The 15,782-nt window shown below is 72.2% G+C and carries 9 protein-coding genes and 1 pseudogene; 4 read left to right on the top strand and 6 right to left on the bottom strand.

Annotated features, from left to right (window positions below; genetic code table 11):
- Positions 1–210 precede the first annotated feature (210 nt).
- Entirely contained in the window at positions 211–2,625 is a 2,415-nt protein-coding gene (locus tag ACGFNN_RS16800) for an endonuclease/exonuclease/phosphatase family protein (RefSeq protein ID WP_393556528.1), read from the top strand.
- Between the two features lie 113 nt (positions 2,626–2,738).
- On the opposite strand, the gene ACGFNN_RS16795 is transcribed toward ACGFNN_RS16800, so the two are convergent.
- From ACGFNN_RS16795 to ACGFNN_RS16785, 3 genes are read right to left on the bottom strand one after another with little or no spacing between them, the layout of a single operon-like run.
- Complete coding sequence (locus ACGFNN_RS16795; protein WP_393556526.1) at positions 2,739–3,641, bottom strand: alpha/beta fold hydrolase; 903 nt, start codon at positions 3,639–3,641, stop codon at positions 2,739–2,741.
- Between the two features lie 20 nt (positions 3,642–3,661).
- Complete coding sequence (locus ACGFNN_RS16790) at positions 3,662–4,936, bottom strand: beta-ketoacyl-[acyl-carrier-protein] synthase family protein (RefSeq protein ID WP_393556524.1); 1,275 nt, start codon at positions 4,934–4,936, stop codon at positions 3,662–3,664.
- The gene (locus tag ACGFNN_RS16785) at positions 4,933–5,166 is read right to left on the bottom strand and encodes an acyl carrier protein (RefSeq protein ID WP_362548924.1); all 234 of its coding nucleotides are present in this window, start codon (positions 5,164–5,166) and stop codon (positions 4,933–4,935) included. Before ACGFNN_RS16785 ends, ACGFNN_RS16790 begins: the two co-directional genes overlap by 4 nt.
- Before the next feature lie 424 nt (positions 5,167–5,590).
- On the opposite strand from ACGFNN_RS16785, the gene ACGFNN_RS16780 reads away from it, so the two are divergent.
- Entirely contained in the window at positions 5,591–6,322 is a 732-nt protein-coding gene (locus ACGFNN_RS16780) for a nitroreductase family protein (protein ID WP_393556522.1), read from the top strand.
- 46 nt (positions 6,323–6,368) lie between these two features.
- Here the strand turns inward: ACGFNN_RS16780 and ACGFNN_RS16775 are convergent.
- Both ACGFNN_RS16775 and ACGFNN_RS16770 read right to left on the bottom strand, forming a co-directional pair.
- Positions 6,369–8,183 (bottom strand): annotated as a pseudogene (locus ACGFNN_RS16775) (DUF2264 domain-containing protein).
- Between the two features lie 55 nt (positions 8,184–8,238).
- Complete coding sequence (locus tag ACGFNN_RS16770; RefSeq protein WP_393556520.1) at positions 8,239–10,383, bottom strand: glycoside hydrolase family 3 N-terminal domain-containing protein; 2,145 nt, start codon at positions 10,381–10,383, stop codon at positions 8,239–8,241.
- Positions 10,384–10,578: 195 nt separating this feature from the next.
- On the opposite strand from ACGFNN_RS16770, the gene ACGFNN_RS16765 reads away from it, so the two are divergent.
- Entirely contained in the window at positions 10,579–11,364 is a 786-nt protein-coding gene (locus ACGFNN_RS16765) for an endonuclease/exonuclease/phosphatase family protein (protein ID WP_393556518.1), read from the top strand.
- Positions 11,365–11,543: 179 nt separating this feature from the next.
- Positions 11,544–13,136 (top strand): alpha-amylase family glycosyl hydrolase, encoded by a 1,593-nt coding sequence (locus tag ACGFNN_RS16760; RefSeq protein WP_393556517.1) that lies wholly within the window; start codon positions 11,544–11,546, stop codon positions 13,134–13,136.
- Between the two features lie 75 nt (positions 13,137–13,211).
- Here ACGFNN_RS16760 and ACGFNN_RS16755 read toward each other — a convergent pair whose 3' ends face one another.
- On the bottom strand, positions 13,212–15,755 hold the full coding sequence (locus ACGFNN_RS16755) for a beta-galactosidase (RefSeq protein WP_393556515.1): 2,544 nt from the start codon (positions 15,753–15,755) through the stop codon (positions 13,212–13,214).
- Between the last annotated feature and the right edge of the window lie 27 nt (positions 15,756–15,782).

The raw sequence follows: 15,782 nt of genomic DNA, 5'->3' as shown, positions 1-15,782 counted from the left end.
TGCCGTCAGTTCGGGGACACCCACGGGGTGCCGCGCGCGGGCGTGTACACCGGCGCGCGGCTGCTCCGTCTGCCGGATGTCGCGCGAACCGGTGCCAACTGTCCTGCGGGCAGGAGGGAATGACGTCCGGAATTAACCTCCGGTCTCTTGCCACGACGGATCTACGCGCATAGCTTTTGGCCCCTCACCACACATTTGGGGGCAGTTCCCGTGCACATAGCCAGACCCGGTTCCGCCTTGCTGGCCGCCGCCGTCGCCGTGACCCTGTCGGTGACCGCGCTGCCCGCCGCGTTCGCGGCGCCCTCGTCGTCGGCCGTCATCTCCGAGGTGTACGGCGGCGGTGGCAACTCGGGCGCGACGCTGACGCGCGACTTCATCGAACTGGCCAACGCCGGGCAGAGCGCGTTCGGCCTGTCCGGCTACAGCGTCCAGTACCTCCCGGGCACGCCCTCCGCGGGGTCGCTCTGGCAGGTGTCCCCCCTGTCCGGCGCCGTTGCGCCGGGCGGCAGGTACCTGGTGGCGCAGGCCGCGGGCACCGGCGGCACGGTGGCCCTGCCGACCGCCGACACGACGGGCACGGTCGCGATGTCCGCGACCAGCGGCACGGTGGCGCTCGTCTCCGGCACGACACCGCTGACCTGCAAGACCCCGGCGGACTGTGCCACCGACACCCGGATCGTCGACCTCGTCGGCTACGGCTCCGCGGTCGTGCGGGAGGGATCCGGTCCGGTGCCCGGCGCCTCGGCGACCGCCTCCGTGGCGCGCGGGGCGGCCCTGGCGGACACCGACGACAACGCCGCCGACCTGACCGCGGGCGGTCCGACCCCCGTCAACACGGCGGGTGAGACGTCCGGTGGCTCAGGACCGGGCGAGCCCGGCGGGCCGACCGAGCCCGGCACGGTCCGGGTCCACGACATCCAGGGCACCACCCGTCTCTCCCCGATCGCCGGGCAGCCGGTCACCGGAGTCCCCGGCGTCGTCACCGGCGTGCGGACCTCGGGCTCGCGCGGGTTCTGGATCCAGGACACCGCGCCGGACGGCGACGACCGGACGAGCGAGGGCCTGTTCGTCTACACCGGCTCCTCGGCCCCCGCCGTGGCCGTCGGGGACTCCGTACTGGTCAGCGGCAAGGTGGCCGAGTACTACCCCGCCACCGGAGCCCAGTCGCTCACCCAGATCACCGCGCCGCTGACCACGGTCCTCTCCTCCGGCAACCCGCTGCCCGAGGCCGTCGTCCTCGACGCGTCCTCGGTGCCGGACGCCTATGTGCCGTCGGCCGGCGGCGCTTCGGTGGAGGGGCTCGCCCTCGAACCGTCGGCGTACGCCCTGGACCTGTACGAATCGCTGGAGGGCGCGCGCGTCACGATGGCCGACACCCGGGTGACGGGTGCGACGACCGCGTACGACGAGGTCTGGGTGACGGTCAAGCCGAGGGAGAACCCCACTCGGCGCGGCGGCACGCTGTACGCGTCGTACGAGGACCAGAACACCGGCCGGCTCAAGGTGATGTCGCTCGACCCGGCGCGGCCCGTCCCGGTCGCGAACGTGGGGGACGTGCTCTCCGGCACGACGACGGGAGTCGTCGACTACGCCTCGTACGGCGGGTACAACGTCCAGGCCACCGAACTGGGCGCGCTCCAGGACAACGGGCTGAAGCGCGAGGTGACGCGGAAGCAGAAGCGCAAGGAGCTCGCCGTCGCCACGTACAACGTGGAGAACCTCGACGCGGCCGACGCCCAGGACAAGTTCGACACCTTGGCGCAGGGTGTCGCGGTGAGCCTCTCCTCGCCCGACATCGTGTCCCTGGAAGAGATCCAGGACGACAACGGCGCGGTGAACGACGGCTCGGTGGGCTCCGAGGCCACCCTGAAGCGCTTCACCGACGCGATCGTCGCCGCGGGCGGCCCCAGGTACTCCTGGCGCTATGTCGCTCCCGAGGACGGCAAGGACGGCGGCGAGCCCGGGGGCAACATCCGCAACGTCTTCCTCTTCGACCCCGAACGGGTCGAGTTCGTGGACCGTCCGGGCGGGGACGCGACCACGGCGGTCGAAGCGGTGAGGACGAGGAAGGGCGCCGCCCTCTCCGTCTCACCGGGCCGGATCAACCCGACGAGCACGGCCTGGGACAGCAGCCGCAAGCCTCTGGTGGGAGAGTTCCGTTTCCGTGGTGAGTCCGTCTTCGTCATCGCCAACCACTTCGCCTCCAAGGGCGGTGACCAGCCCCTGCACGGCCGTTACCAGGAGCCGGCGCGCAGCTCGGAGACCCAGCGGGTGCGCCAGGCGGCGGAGGTGAACGCCTTCGTCACCTCGCTGCTGAAGGCGGACAAGTCTGCCCGTGTGGTGGCCCTGGGCGATCTCAACGACTTCGCCTTCTCCCCCACGGTGAGGACGCTGACCGGCGGGAAGGTGCTCAAGCCGCTGATCACCACCCTGCCGGCGCGCGAGCAGTACAGCTATGTGTACGACGGGAACTCGCAGACGCTGGACCACATCCTGACGAGTCCGGCCGTCCGGCGCTTCGACTACGACGTGGTGCACATCAACGCCGAGTTCGCGGAGCAGGCCAGCGATCACGACCCGCAGATCGTACGGATCGACGTGAAGGGCGGCGGCCACAGGCACTGACCGGATCCGGGTGGCGGCGCGAGCCGCCACCCGTTCCGCCTGGTGGGCGTGTGTCCGGCCGCCGATCCGGACCGCGACGCCCGTCGCCGACCGCCGGCGCTGCGGGACATGCCTCAGGCGACCGGTACGTCCGCTCCGGGCTGTGTCTGGTGAGGGAGCCGGGCGGCGGGTTCGAGCGGCTGGTCGGTGAAGAAGCGGGTCACCAGGGCGGCGACCTCCTCGGAGTGCTCCAGCACGACCCAGTGGTCGGACTCCGGGAGGGTCAGGAAACGGCTCCCCTCGATCGTCCGGGCGAACTCCCGCTGCAGCTCCGGTGGGGTGACCGTGTCGTGCTCCCCGGCGAAGACCAGGGCGGGTACGCCCGACAGTCCGCCGGTGAAGTCCGGCCGGTCCGCGAGGGCCCGGTGCAGCGAGTCGGCCGCGTGCGCCGAGTGGGTGAGGGCGTGCAGGAAGGAGCGGCGTACGTAGCGGCGCGCCAGCTCCCTGCGATGCACGGGTCTGGCGGGGTCCAGGCACATCAGCCCGTCGGCCGCCAGCGCCGCGAACCGCTCGGGATCCCCTTCGGACAGGGCCCGTTGGGCACGGTGCCAGTAGGCCAGCCGGTCCTCGTCGATGTGGGTGGGGACGCCGCCGAGGACGAGCCGGGCGACGCGGCCGGGATCGTGCCGGGCACAGCTGAACGCGATGGCGGCGCCGTAGGAGAAGCCGAAGAGATTGACCCTGGCGATGTCCAGGTCGTCCAGGATGCCGGTGACCGCCGCCCGCAGGACCTCGGCGCTCGGGCCGGGGGGCAGGGGGTCGGCCGTGCCCATGCCGGGCAGGTCGGCGGTGACCACATCGGTCAGCGGGCCCAGGTGGTCGTCCATCTGGGGCCAGCCGAACATGCCCTGGAGGGCTCCGCCGATCACGAGTACCGGTTCGGTCGCCGGAGCGCCGGCCGCCCGGTCGCCGGGCAGGACCCGGTAGCCGTAGCTCAGTCCGTCCACGGTCAGGGACCGGATGATCTCCTCGGGCATCGTCGTGCTCCTCGCTTCCCTCAGGCCCTGGTGAGCACGAGCGCGGCGTTGTGACCGCCGAACCCGAGTGATGTCTTCACCGCGCAGTCGAACGCCGCGCGCCGGGCCTCCTTGCTCACGACCTCCATGGGGATGGCGGGGTCGGGTGCGTCGAGGTTGACGGTCGGCGGGACCAGTTGGTGCTGGAGGGCGAGGACGGTCAGGGCGGTCTCGATGCCGCCGGCCGCTCCGAGGGTGTGCCCGGTCATGGCCTTCGTCGAGGTGACGAGGGCGTGTTCGCCGAGGACGCGGCGGAGCATGGTCGCCTCGATGAGGTCGTTGGCGACGGTCGATGTGCCGTGGGCGTTGACGTGGCCGATCTCGGCGGCGTCGATGCCCGCGTCGTCCAGGGCGGTGCGCAGGGCACGTTCGATACCGAGGCCGTCGGGGTCGGGGGCGACGGCGGAGTGCGCGTCGCTGGAGGCGCCGTAGCCGGCGACTCGGGCACGGATGGTGGCGCCCCGGGCACGGGCGTGTTCCGGACGCTCCATGACGAGCAGGCCGGCGCCCTCCCCCACGACGAAGCCGTCGCGGTGCGTGTCGAAGGGGCGGCAGGCGGCCGAAGGGTCGTCGCGGCGGGTGGAGACGGCCCTCATCTGGCAGGCGCTGGCGATGAGCAACCGGGAGCGGACCGATTCCGCGCCGCCGGCCACGACGATGTCGCAGGCCCCGGTGCGGAGCATCTGGTGTGCCGTGCCGATGGCGACGGTGCCGGAGGAGCAGGCGGTCGAGACGGCCTGGCTCGGGCCGTGCACCCCCAGGTCCATGGCGACGCTGCTGGCCGCGCCGTTGACGACGCTCAGCGGTGCGAGCTTCGGGGAGACCCGCCGCGCCCCGCGCTCGGTGAGGGTGGTGTGCTGGTCGTCGTAGAACGGCAGTCCGCCGTGCGCGGATCCGATGACGACGGCGACCCGCCCGCTGTCCCAGACCGCGGGGTCGAGTCCGGCGTCCGCGACCGCCTCGCGGGCGGCGACGACGGCCAGTTGCGAGAAGCGGTCCATGAGCCGCTGCGCCGCGACGCCCAGCACCGCCTTGGTGTCGAGGCCGTCGACGGTGTACATGAAGTCGCAGGGCAGACCTTCCAGTTCGGGAAGGTGCGGGACGGATGGGGCACCCGCGGTGTCACAGACCCCGCGCCAGGCGGCGTCGGCTCCCACTCCGGACGCGGTGACCAGGCCGATCCCGGTGACGGCGGCGCTGAAGGGTTCGATGCCCGGACGGGGCGACCTGCGCGCGAACGGCCCGCGCCCCGTCACGCGCCGGCCTTGGCGCACACGGCCGTGACCAGATGGGCCACGGTGTCGCGCGACGAGAGCACGACGTCCTCCAGGTCGACGTCCAGACGGTCCTCGATGAGGAGCCGGAGCTCTTCCAGCGCGAGGGAGTCCAGCCTCAACTGACGGAGCGGCACTTCGGGCCGGATGGCCTCCGGATCGGTTCCGAACCTGGTGACGAGCAAGGCGCTGATCTCTTCCGAGGTGCTCATGGCGACGCTCCTCCGCTCTGGGTACGCGGTGACGCCGGCCGCGTGGTGGGTGAGAGGGCCATCGGGGGCGCCGGCTGCTCGGGAACGACCCTTTATACGCCTTCGTGGCCGGCGATCCGGACGCCGTTCCCCCGTGAGGAGGGAGAGCGGCCAGGTGTGCGAATTCCCCAAGCCCCTACGGCCACTTCCATGCGCACGGGCGTACGGACGGGAAGCCCCCGAGGCCCCGCGCGACCGGTCCCGCCCACCGCACCCTCCGACAACTCGGCTGTCCGCGATGCCAGTTGTGGGGACCCGCCCCACGGCTGACGCCGACGACGACCGACCCGTACTCCCATGACCTCGCGCCGACCAGGCGGACCGGCACGATGTGCCGTCCAACAGGGCTCCCTCACGAGGTCTTTGAGCCGTAAACTTCGCGATCATGACCTTCGAAACCGTGTACTCCGCGCCTCCCGCCCCTGACGGGCCCGCCCTCTTCCCGACCATGTCGACGATGCGCGCCATGCGCCGCCTCAAGCCGGACGCCGTGCCCGAGGAAACCCTCGAACAGCTGATACAGGCGGCCGTCTGGGGTCCCAGCGGCGGCAACATGCAGCGCTACGAGTACGTGGTGGTGACCGATCGCGCGGTCATGGCCGACCTCGCGCCGCTGTGGAAGCGGTGCGTGGACGCCTATCTCGCGACGACCGGCAAGCACGCGCCCGAGGGCATGCCCGCCGAGGCGTACGGGCGGATGGTCGCGGCGATCGAGTACCAGCGTGACCACTTCGCGGAGACCCCGGCGCTGATCATCCCGTGCTACCAGTTCCCGGAGGCACAGTTCGACGAGGAGGGGCTCGGCGTCTACGCCGAGGCCCTCGGCCCGGCGGGCCTGGAGAACATGGCGGCCACCCAGACGCGCTTCCAGGCGCTCGCCGAGGGTTCCTGCGTCTACCCGGGCGTCCAGAACATCCTGCTCGCCGCCCGGGCACTGGGGCTCGCGGCCAACGTCACCATCTGGCACCTGATGCTGGAGCAGGAGTGGAAGAAGGCGCTCGGGATCCCTTCCGACATGCACACCTTCGCCGCCATCCCGGTGGGGTGGCCGCAGGGGAACTTCGGGCCGGTCCGTCGCCGCCCGGTGGCGGACGTCATCCACCGGGACCGCTGGTAGCGGATCGGCGGGCCGCCACCCTGCCGGGGTGACGGCCCGCCGATCCTCATCCGCCGCCGCGCACCTCCGCCGAGTCCACGCGCAGGGTCGCGTGCCGCACCTCGCCGTCCGGCCAGGTGACGCGCACCGATCCGCCGTCCTCGACCCGCACCCGGGGCAGCGGCGGCGGTGCGCCGGTCCCCGTCAGATACCCGCAGCAGACGAACAGCCCTTCGCCCGCGTCGCCTTCGAGGACCGGCACCGTGGTCCGGCGGGCGTAAGCCGTGGAGCCTGTCCGGACGGGGCGCGCGGGGCCGTCGAAGCCGTGCACGGCGTGCAGGGCGGAGATCATGCGCTCGCCGTCCGCCGCCCATCCGGAGGCCCGTACCCGGGTGCCGGGCGGTGCTCCCTCGACGCGGTGCACGCGCACCTCGACGGCGCCGCGCGCCAGGGTCATCGAGGCCGTGCGCACTCCGCCGCCGGGTTCGCGGGGCGCGGACGCCGCCCACCCGGGGCCTGAACCCAGCGGGGTGATCCGGCCGCGCGGGGCCGGCCTGCCGTCCTCGCCGACCGGGCCGAAGTGGTTGTCGGGTACCGCGTCCGGCTCCGTCGGGCCGGTGTGCGTGGAGTACGCCAGCCGGGCGTACAGCGGGTCGTCGCGGTCGGGCCGGACGATCTGCCCGTCGCTGCCGTGGTTGTGCACCCGTACGACACCGTCGGCCGCGGTGGACTGCACCAGCCAGCAGGGAGCCGCGAGAGCGGTGACCGCGTCGCCGGTCTCGGCCGGAGCCGGGCGTTCCACGGCCGTCCACTCCGGGTGGTCCGCGGGGAGCAGCAGCCCCACGAAGGCCTTGCTCGCCCAGTACGGCGAGGCCGGGCCCGATTAGTCCTGCACGATCGGCGGGTAGGGGCCGTGCCAGCCCCTGGAGAGCAGTCCGCCGTCCGCCGCGCCCCGGTCGAGGAAGTAGCGCAGGCTGCCCGAGGCGATACGGCGGGTGGTGCCCGTGGCGAGCGGGGTGCGGCCGGTGAGCGCGCCCGCCCACAGGGCGGAGGCGGCGGCGAACCTGTAGGTCAGGGAGCGGCCCTGGTGCAGCGGGGAGCCGTCGGCGCCGAACAGTCGCGCGTGGTCCTCGAGGTGACGGCCGAGCCGCTCGCCGTACTTCTCCAGCAGCGCGGCGTCGCCCGAGAGCCGTGCGTGCAGCACCGGGTAGAGGTGCAGGGCCCAGCCGTTGTAGTGGTCGAAGGAGCGCTCGGGGCCGTCGGTGTACCAGCCGCGGCCCGTGTACCAGGTCTCGATCTTCGCCAGGCCGCGGTCGACCGCCGACGACGAGGCCTCCACATGGTGTCCGGCCTCGGCGAGGAATCCGCCCACGGTCAGCGGGAAGAGCCACCAGTTGTTGTTCACCGGTGGGGTACCGAGCACCTCGGACAGCCAGTCGGCGGCGCGTTCCTGTACCTCCCGGTCCAGGAGGTCCCAGAGCCAGGGCCTGGTCAGCCGCAGGCCTAGTGCGACGGAGGCCGCCTCGACCCATGCCTGTCCGCACTCGGACGGCCTGGGCCAGGACTCGGCGTCGTCGCGGCCCGGGGTCCGGGTTCCGGCGGCGAGCCCGTCCGCGTAGCGCCGGAGGACACCGTGAGGATCGTGGCCGTCCGCTCCGGCCACCCGGAACGCGGCGAGCAGGAACGTACGGGCGAATCCCTCCAGGCCGTCGGACCGTCTGCCCGAGGCGCTCGGCTCCCCGGGCAGGGCGATCAGTGCGCCCTCGGGGGAGGCGTACGGGCGCACCCCGGCCAGCAGGGCATCGGCGACGCCCTCCCAGTGGGCGCGGGTCCAGCCGGTGTACGGGCTCGCGGTGCGGTCCTCGGGCGGCGGTGCGTCCATGTACTGGCTCCTGATCAGGGGTTCGGCCACGAGGGCGGGCGCGGCACGGCCGGGGTCAGACCAGTCGCAGGCTGCGGCGGGCGGTCGCCGCCGAGCTGGTGCCGGCGTACACGTCGATGCGGCCGCGCTCCAGCACGTAGGTGCCCGACGGGTCGTTGGTCCAGTAGCCGAGGTCTTCGGCTCCCAGGGTGAAGCGCACCCGGCGCTCCTCCCCCGGCCGCAGCGTGACGCGTTCGAAGCCGCGCAGCCTGCGGACCGGCTGGACGATGGCTGCCGCGACGTCGTGCACGTACAGCTGGACGACCTCGTCGCCCTCACGCTCGCCGGTGTTGGCGACGGACACCGTGACCTCGACGCACTCGCCGCGCTCCAGGGCGTCGAGTGCGATCTCCTCGTGGCTGAGCTGCGGCTCGCCGGTCACGAATGTGGTGTAGCTCAGGCCGTGACCGAAGACGAACTGCGGTCCGTCCGGCAGGTCGAGGTACTTCGAGACGTACTTCTCCACCTGGTCGTAGGGGCGGCCGGTGGACTCCCGGTTGTAGTGGACGGGGATCTGGCCGACGGTGCGGGGGAAGGACACGGGCAGTTTGCCGCCCGGGTTGACCGCGCCGAAGAGGATGTCGGCGACGGCGTTGCCCGCCTCGATGCCCGCGTGCCAGGCCTCCAGGACGGCGGGGGCGCGGTCCACCCAGCCGCCGACGGTGAGCGGCCGGCCGTTGACCAGGACGACCACGAAGGGCTTGCCGGTGGCGGCGACCGCCTCGATCAGCTGCTGCTGACCGGCGGGCAGGTCGATCTCGCTGCGGGAGGCGGCCTCACCGCTGATCGCGGAGTCCTCACCGACCACGACGACGGTGACGTCGGCGGCCCAGGCGGCCGCCGCGGCCATCGAGGGGTCACTGCCGGAGTGCCGGACGTCGGCCTCGGGCGCGGCGGCGCGGATCGCGTCGAGCACGCTGACCGATTCCAGCACGAGGCGTCCCGGCCCCGCCCAGGTGCCGTGCTGGTCCACGGAGTCGGCGTGCGGGCCGACGACGGCGATCGAGCCGCCCGCCGCGAGCGGGAGGACGGGACCGTCGTTCTTGAGGAGCACCATCGAGCGGGCCGCGGCGTCCCTCGCGGCAGCGCGCGCCCCGGCCGTGGGTCCGGTGATCTCGGTGGCCTCGTCCGTGTACGGGGAGTCGAAGAGGCCGAGCGCGAACTTCAGGCGCAGGATGCGGGTCACGGCGTCGTCGAGCCGTTCCGAGCTGATGCGCCCGGCCTCGAGCAGTTCCTGGCCGTGATCGAAGATGTGGGTGGACACCATCTCCATGTCGAGACCGTGTGTCAGGGAGAGTTCGGCCGCGTGAGCGGCGTCCTCGGCGTAGCCGTGTGCGACCAGCTCCATCACGCCGGTGTAGTCGCTCACCACGAACCCGTCGAAGCCCCACTCCCCCTTGAGAATGGTGTTCATGGTGTGGTCGTTGGCGTGCGCGGGCACACCGCCCACGGTGTTGAACGCCGCCATGACGGTGGTGACTCCCGCGTCGAGCGCGGCCTTGAAGGGCGGGAGGTAGTGGTTGCGCAGCCGCTGCTCGGACACGTCCACGGTGTTGTAGTCGCGGCCGCCCTCGGCACCCCCGTAGGCCACGAAGTGCTTGGCGCAGGCCGCCACATGGTCCTGGGTCGTCAGACCCGAACCGTCGGACGGTCCCTGGTAGCCGCGCACCTTGGCCACGGCCAGGACGGAGTTGAGGTAGGGGTCCTCCCCGCTGGACTCGGCGATCCGGCCCCAGCGCGGCTCGTGGGTCACGTCCATCATCGGGGAGAAGGTCCAGCGCACGCCCTGCGAGCGGGTCTCGGCCGCGGAGACCCTCGCGTCGGTCTCGGCGACGGCGGGGTCGAAGGCCGAGGCCTGCGCGAGCGGGATCGGGAAGGTCGTCCAGAAGCCGTGGATGACGTCGAAGCCGAAGAGCAGCGGAATGCCCAGCCGGGACTCCTCGACGGCCAGTCGCTGGAGATCGTTGGTCCACTTCGCACCGTGCAGGTTCAGCACCGAGCCCAGACGGCCGGCGCGTGCCGCCGCCTCGATCTCCTTGGTCTGGCCCCCGCCGGGACCGGTGGCTCCGGTCCAGGTCAACTGCTGGATCTGGCCCAGCTTCTCCTCGGTCGTCATCCGGCCGAGGAGTTCCTTGACCTTGTCGTCGTGCGCTCGGAGCATGTCGGGTCCTTCGTTGCCGGATGGCTGGGGCGGTGCGGGGACTCTTGCCGGACGGAACGGCTGGGGCTAACGTCACCCGAAGCAGAATGTAAGCGCATTCAGTTACGGGGGCAAGGAGTGGTCGCCCTTCGTACCGGAATCGACGGGACGACACCGGGGACAGCCTTGACCGAGAGAGCGCCGGCCCTGCGGGTCATGAGCTTCAATCTGCACGTCGACTGGGACGGTTCACCACGCCCCTGGGCTGACCGGCGGGAGGAGGCGGCCGCGCTGCTACGGGCCGCGCGGCCCCATCTGCTCGGCACCCAGGAGGGCCGCCTCCACCAGGTGGACGACGTACTGACCGCCCTCGGACCGGGTTACGCCAGGACGGGGCAGGGCCGGGAGGGCGGCGGGCGGGGCGAGCACATGGCCCTCTTCCACGACCGCGAGCGGCTCGAAGCCCTGGAACACGGCGACTTCTGGCTCTCCTCCACCCCTGAGGTCCCCGCCTCGGAGACCTGGGGCGGCGGCTGCCCGCGCATGGCCACCTGGGTCCGCTTCCGCGATCTGGCGACCGGGGGCGAACTCCTCGCTCTCAACACCCACCTGGACCATGAGAGCGCATACGCGCGTGCTCGTGCCGCCGCGCTGCTCGTGGAGCGGATCGACGCCCTGGCTCCCGGGCTGCCGGTCCTGGTCACCGGTGACTTCAACACCCCGGCCGGTGATCCCGAGGTCCACGGCGCCCTGCTCGCGAAGGCGGGCGCCGGCGGCCTGGTGGACGGCTGGGACGCCGCCGAGGTGCGCGGGCCCTCGTACGGCACCTTCCACGACTACGGTCCGCCCGCCGTGGAGGGGCCCCGGATCGACTGGATCCTCGCATCGCACGGAACCCGTGTGCGCGAGGCGGCGGTGGTCCTTCCGGGCTCCGTGGCGCCGAGCGACCACCTTCCCGTGACAGCCCTGCTTGAGCTGCCGGTGGGACATCCGGTGCCGTGACACGCTCGCGGCCTCACGCGACCCGCCGCCACACTCGCGCTCGCGCCGCCGACCGGCCGAACCGCTCACCCGGGGCCGACGCCGTACACTCCCGGCTCGTCCGGCCCGGCGCCGCCGCCCTCGATCCGCCCGCCCCGCCCCGTACCGACCCCGACCGTCCGCGTCCCGGAAGGACTCGCATGTCATCCCCACGCCCGGCCACCGAATGGCTCGCCGACGCCGTGCTCTACCAGATCTACCCGCAGTCGTTCGCCGACTCGGACGGCGACGGCATCGGCGACTTCGCGGGCGTCGAGGCCCGGCTCGACCATCTGCGGTGGCTGGGCGTGAACACGGTGTGGTTCAACCCGTGCTTCGCGTCGCCGTTCGACGACGCGGGCTACGACGTGGCCGACTACCTCCGCGTCGCCCCGCGCTACGGCACCAACGAGGACCTCGCCCGCCTCACCCAGGCCGCGGGCCGGCGCGGCATCCGCGTGCTGCTCGATCTCGTCGCGGGGCACACCTCCGACCAGCACCCATGGTTCAAGGCGTCCGCCGACGACCCGGCCGACCGGCGCTTCATCTGGGCCGACACCGATCAGGCCCCCGAGGGCTTCGTGGCCTCGCCCGGTACCCGGCCCGGTTTCTACCAGCCGAACTTCTTCGAGTCGCAGCCGGCGCTCAACTTCGGTCACGCGCGGATGGATCCGGCGGAACCGTGGCGCGTGCCCGTGGACTCCGAAGGCCCCCGCGCCAACCGGCAGGCGCTGCGCGACATCATGGACCACTGGCTGGGCCTCGGACTCTCCGGGTTCCGGGTCGACATGGCAGCGTCGCTGGTCAAGGACGACCCGGAGCACGCCGAGACCGCGAAACTCTGGAGAGAACTGCGCGGCTGGCTCGACCGGACCCACCCCGGGGCCGCGCTGCTCTCCGAATGGGGCGACCCGCAGGTCTCGGTCCCGGCCGGTTTCCACGCCGACTTCTTCCTCCAGTTCGGACCGCGCGGCGACGGCCTGCCGCTCCGCTCCCTCTGGAACAACTGGGAGGGGACGGTCAGCGAGCCCTGGGAGCCCCTCCAGCCGTACTTCGGAGCCACCGGCGAGGGCACCTTCTCCCTCTTCCACGACGCGTGGCGTGAGGCGACGGAGATCATCGGTGACGCCGGATTCATCTCGCTGCCCACCGCCAACCACGACTTCTCCCGGCTCTCGACGGGCCCGCGCACCGCCGAACAGCTCCCGGCGGCCTTCGCGTTCCAGCTGACGTGGCCCACGCTTCCCGCGATCTACTACGGCGACGAGATCGGCATGCGCTACGTGCCGGGCACGCCCACACGTGAGGGGAGCAGGCTGGGTCCGCGTTACGACCGGGCCGGGTCCCGTACGCCCATGCAGTGGGACGACTCACCGAACGCGGGCTTCTCCACCGCGCCCGCCGAGGACCTGTACCTGCCGCTCGACCCGGACCCGGACCGTCCGACGGTCGCCGCCCAGCGTGCCGACGAGGGCTCACTGCTCCATCTGGTCAGGCGCCTGATCGCGCTGCGCAAGGCCACGCCCGAGCTCGGCCCGAAGAGTTCCACCGAGGTGCTGCACGAGGGCTATCCGCTGGTGTACGTCCGTGGAGGCCGCTTCCTGGTCGTGGTCAATCCGCGGGCGGCGTCCGCCGAGGCCACCGCTCCGGCCGGTCGCGCCGGTGTGGTCGAGGCCGCGGGAGTCACCGTCACGGACGGCGTGATCCGGGCCGAGGGCTTCGGCTACGGCATCTTCGACCTCGGCGCGGGCTGACCGTCCCGTCCGCGTACCTGGGCGGGAGTGGCTCCCGGGGGCTTTCCCCGGGAGCCACTCCCGCCCCTTCCCGTGTCAGCCCTTGCGTACGGTGAACTCCGCGCGCCTCACCCGCAGTACGGTGCGGCCGCCCTCCGTGGTCACCCTGGCACCCTCGCAGCGTGCCGGGCCGTCGACGGCGACGACGGCCTCCTCGCCGAGGGTGCGGAAGGTGACCTCGTTCTTCCCGGTGCCGGTGATCCCGGCGGTCGCGTACGCGATGTGCATGCCGCCCGCGTCCAGACCGAGCGGGAGCACCGCGGCGGAGCGGCCGGGGAGGGTGAGCCGTTCACCGCCGAAGAGCGCCCTGCCCTTCTCGGTCACGGTGAGGGATTCCTCGTATCCCGAGGTGAGGTTGAACGCGTGCATCACCCTGCCGTTCTCGCCCCTGCTGGTGTGCAGGAGGACGGCGGGGCGGGTCGCGGAGTGGGTGATCGCCGGTCCGCCGCCGAGGACGGCGAGTGCCTTGCCCCAGAATTGGAGGTCGCCGCGGTACATGCAGGTGACGACCACGGCCCTGCCCTTGCCGACGGTGATGTCGAAGCCGCAGCCCTTCCCGGTGGTGTACTCACGGAGGACCGTGGTGCCGCGTCGGGCGGCGTAGAGGTGCGCCTGGCCCATGCGGATCTCGGCGATGCCCTCGGCCCAGCCGTGCGCGGTGACCGAGAGGCGGAAGCGGTCCGCGTCGGTCATCGTCCGCTGGAAGGTGAGGCCGAGGGCGTCGGCCAGCGCGGTGTACGCGCTGCCGTCCATGTCCTTGGCCGGCACCATGCCGGAGAGGAGCAGCTTGCCGCCGGCCTCCAGGTAGGCGACCAGGCGGTCCTGCGAGGCCCGCCCCAGGTACACGCCGGTGGCGAGCGCGAGTACGGGAGTCCTGGCCGGGTCGAGGTCGCGCGCCTGGATGTCGACGCTGTCGTAGCGCACCCCGTTGAAGAGGAGCGAGCGGGACAGCGCGGCGCGCGGGCCGAACCCGCGGGTCCCCTGTACGTCGGCGAGGACCGCGTCCGCGGACTTCCGCTCGGGCGGGTGGTACTCGGTGAGGTAGTGGTCGGGGACGAAGGCCAGTGAGACCGGGTCGTGCTCGGGCTTCATCGTCGCCAGGACCGGGGCGAGCGAGCGCACCAGGTGCGCGCTCTCCTTCGTCGGACCGAAGCTGACGCCCCGCCTGCCCTGGGGGTCGACCGGTGCGGCGAAGCCGTGCAGTTCGCCCGTGCTGCCGATCCGGTCGTTGCCGTTGCCGACCGGCTTGTCGAACTTGGGGTTGAACCCCCCGCTGAACAAGTAGTAGTTGAACATCCGGACGCCCTGGGCGAGGCAGAGTGCGGTCTTGAGCCAGGTGCTCTCGGCGTCGGTCTGGTTGCTGTTGTCATTGCCGTAGTCAGCGTGCCCGGCGTCGAACTCCAGCACTGAGAGCGGCTGTTCGCTTCCGCTGACTGCGGTGGTGAAGACGTTGATCAGGTAAAGGTCGGTGACGTTGTGGACGTCCAGGGAGCCGAGGTAGAAGTCGGAGCCGGGGATGACGTCCGGCTTGCCGCCGAAGGTCTCCATCAGCTGGCTGACGCCGATGGGGTAGTTCTCGGCGGTGCCGCCGCCGGTGCCGTGGATGTTGATCAGGTAGGGGATGCCGGTCAGGCCGTTCTTCTCGGCGTAGCCCTTGAGTTCGGCGGTGTAGCGCGCGAACCTGCCGCGCATGAAGGTGCCCAGGTCGTGCATGAGGGCGGCGGCGTAGGCGTCCTCGGGTTCGCGGATCGCGGGGTTGCGGTCCTCGGCGTTCCGGCCTGCGAAGGGGTAGCGGTCTCCGAGCCGTTCGCCGTACTTCTGCTCCAGCCAGGCGTTGAACGAGCCGAGCAGTCCGTCGGTGAGGTCGGGGCCGTTGCTGACCCAGGCCAGCATGCCGATCTCGTTGTCGAGCTGGCAGGCGATGACGCCCGGCCTCCCCCCGCTGCGCAGCCGGCGGGCGATCACCGGGATCACCGCGTCGTACCACCGCCGGGCCTCGTCGAGGAAGGCGGGGGCGAGGTAGTCGACGGTCTCGGTGGTGGCCTCGCGGCCGTCCCAGCCGGTCGCGACGATCTCCGGGTGCTCCTCGCGGACCCGTGCGGGCACGCCCTCGCCCTCCAGTTCCGCCATGGTGAACGGGCCGGGGCGGGCGATGACGTCGAAGCCGTTCTCGACGCAGAGGTCGAGGAACGCGCCCAGGTCACGCTCGGGCCGGGTGCGGCCGGTGACGTCGAGGGAGCCGTCCGCCGTCTCGTGCCACACCCAGGGGATGTAGGTGGCGATGGTGTCCAGACCGGCCTCCTTGGCACGGTCCAGGCGGGACTGCCAGTCCTGCTTCCGCAGCCGGAAGTAGTGGATCTCGCCGGCCATGACGACGGTGGGTTTCCCGTCGATCAGGATCTGCCGGTCCTTGAAGGTGACGGGCGGGACGGCCGCCGCTGCGGCCGTGCCGTCGGCGGCGTGCGCTGGGGTGGCGGCGCCCAGGGGCAGGCCCGCGGTTGCGGCGAGCGCGCCGGAGACCGCGAGTACGGTGCGGCGGCTGGGTGAGCTTGCGTGCTGCTGCGGTTCGGCGTGCGTCATTGCGGCTCCATGAGGCGTTCGGGCACG

It is taken from the genome of Streptomyces sp. NPDC048590 (assembly GCF_043199535.1).
Lineage (GTDB): Bacteria > Actinomycetota > Actinomycetes > Streptomycetales > Streptomycetaceae > Streptomyces.
The sequence above is the reverse complement of the archived record's forward strand: the minus strand, read 5'-3'. Positions and strand labels throughout refer to the sequence as shown.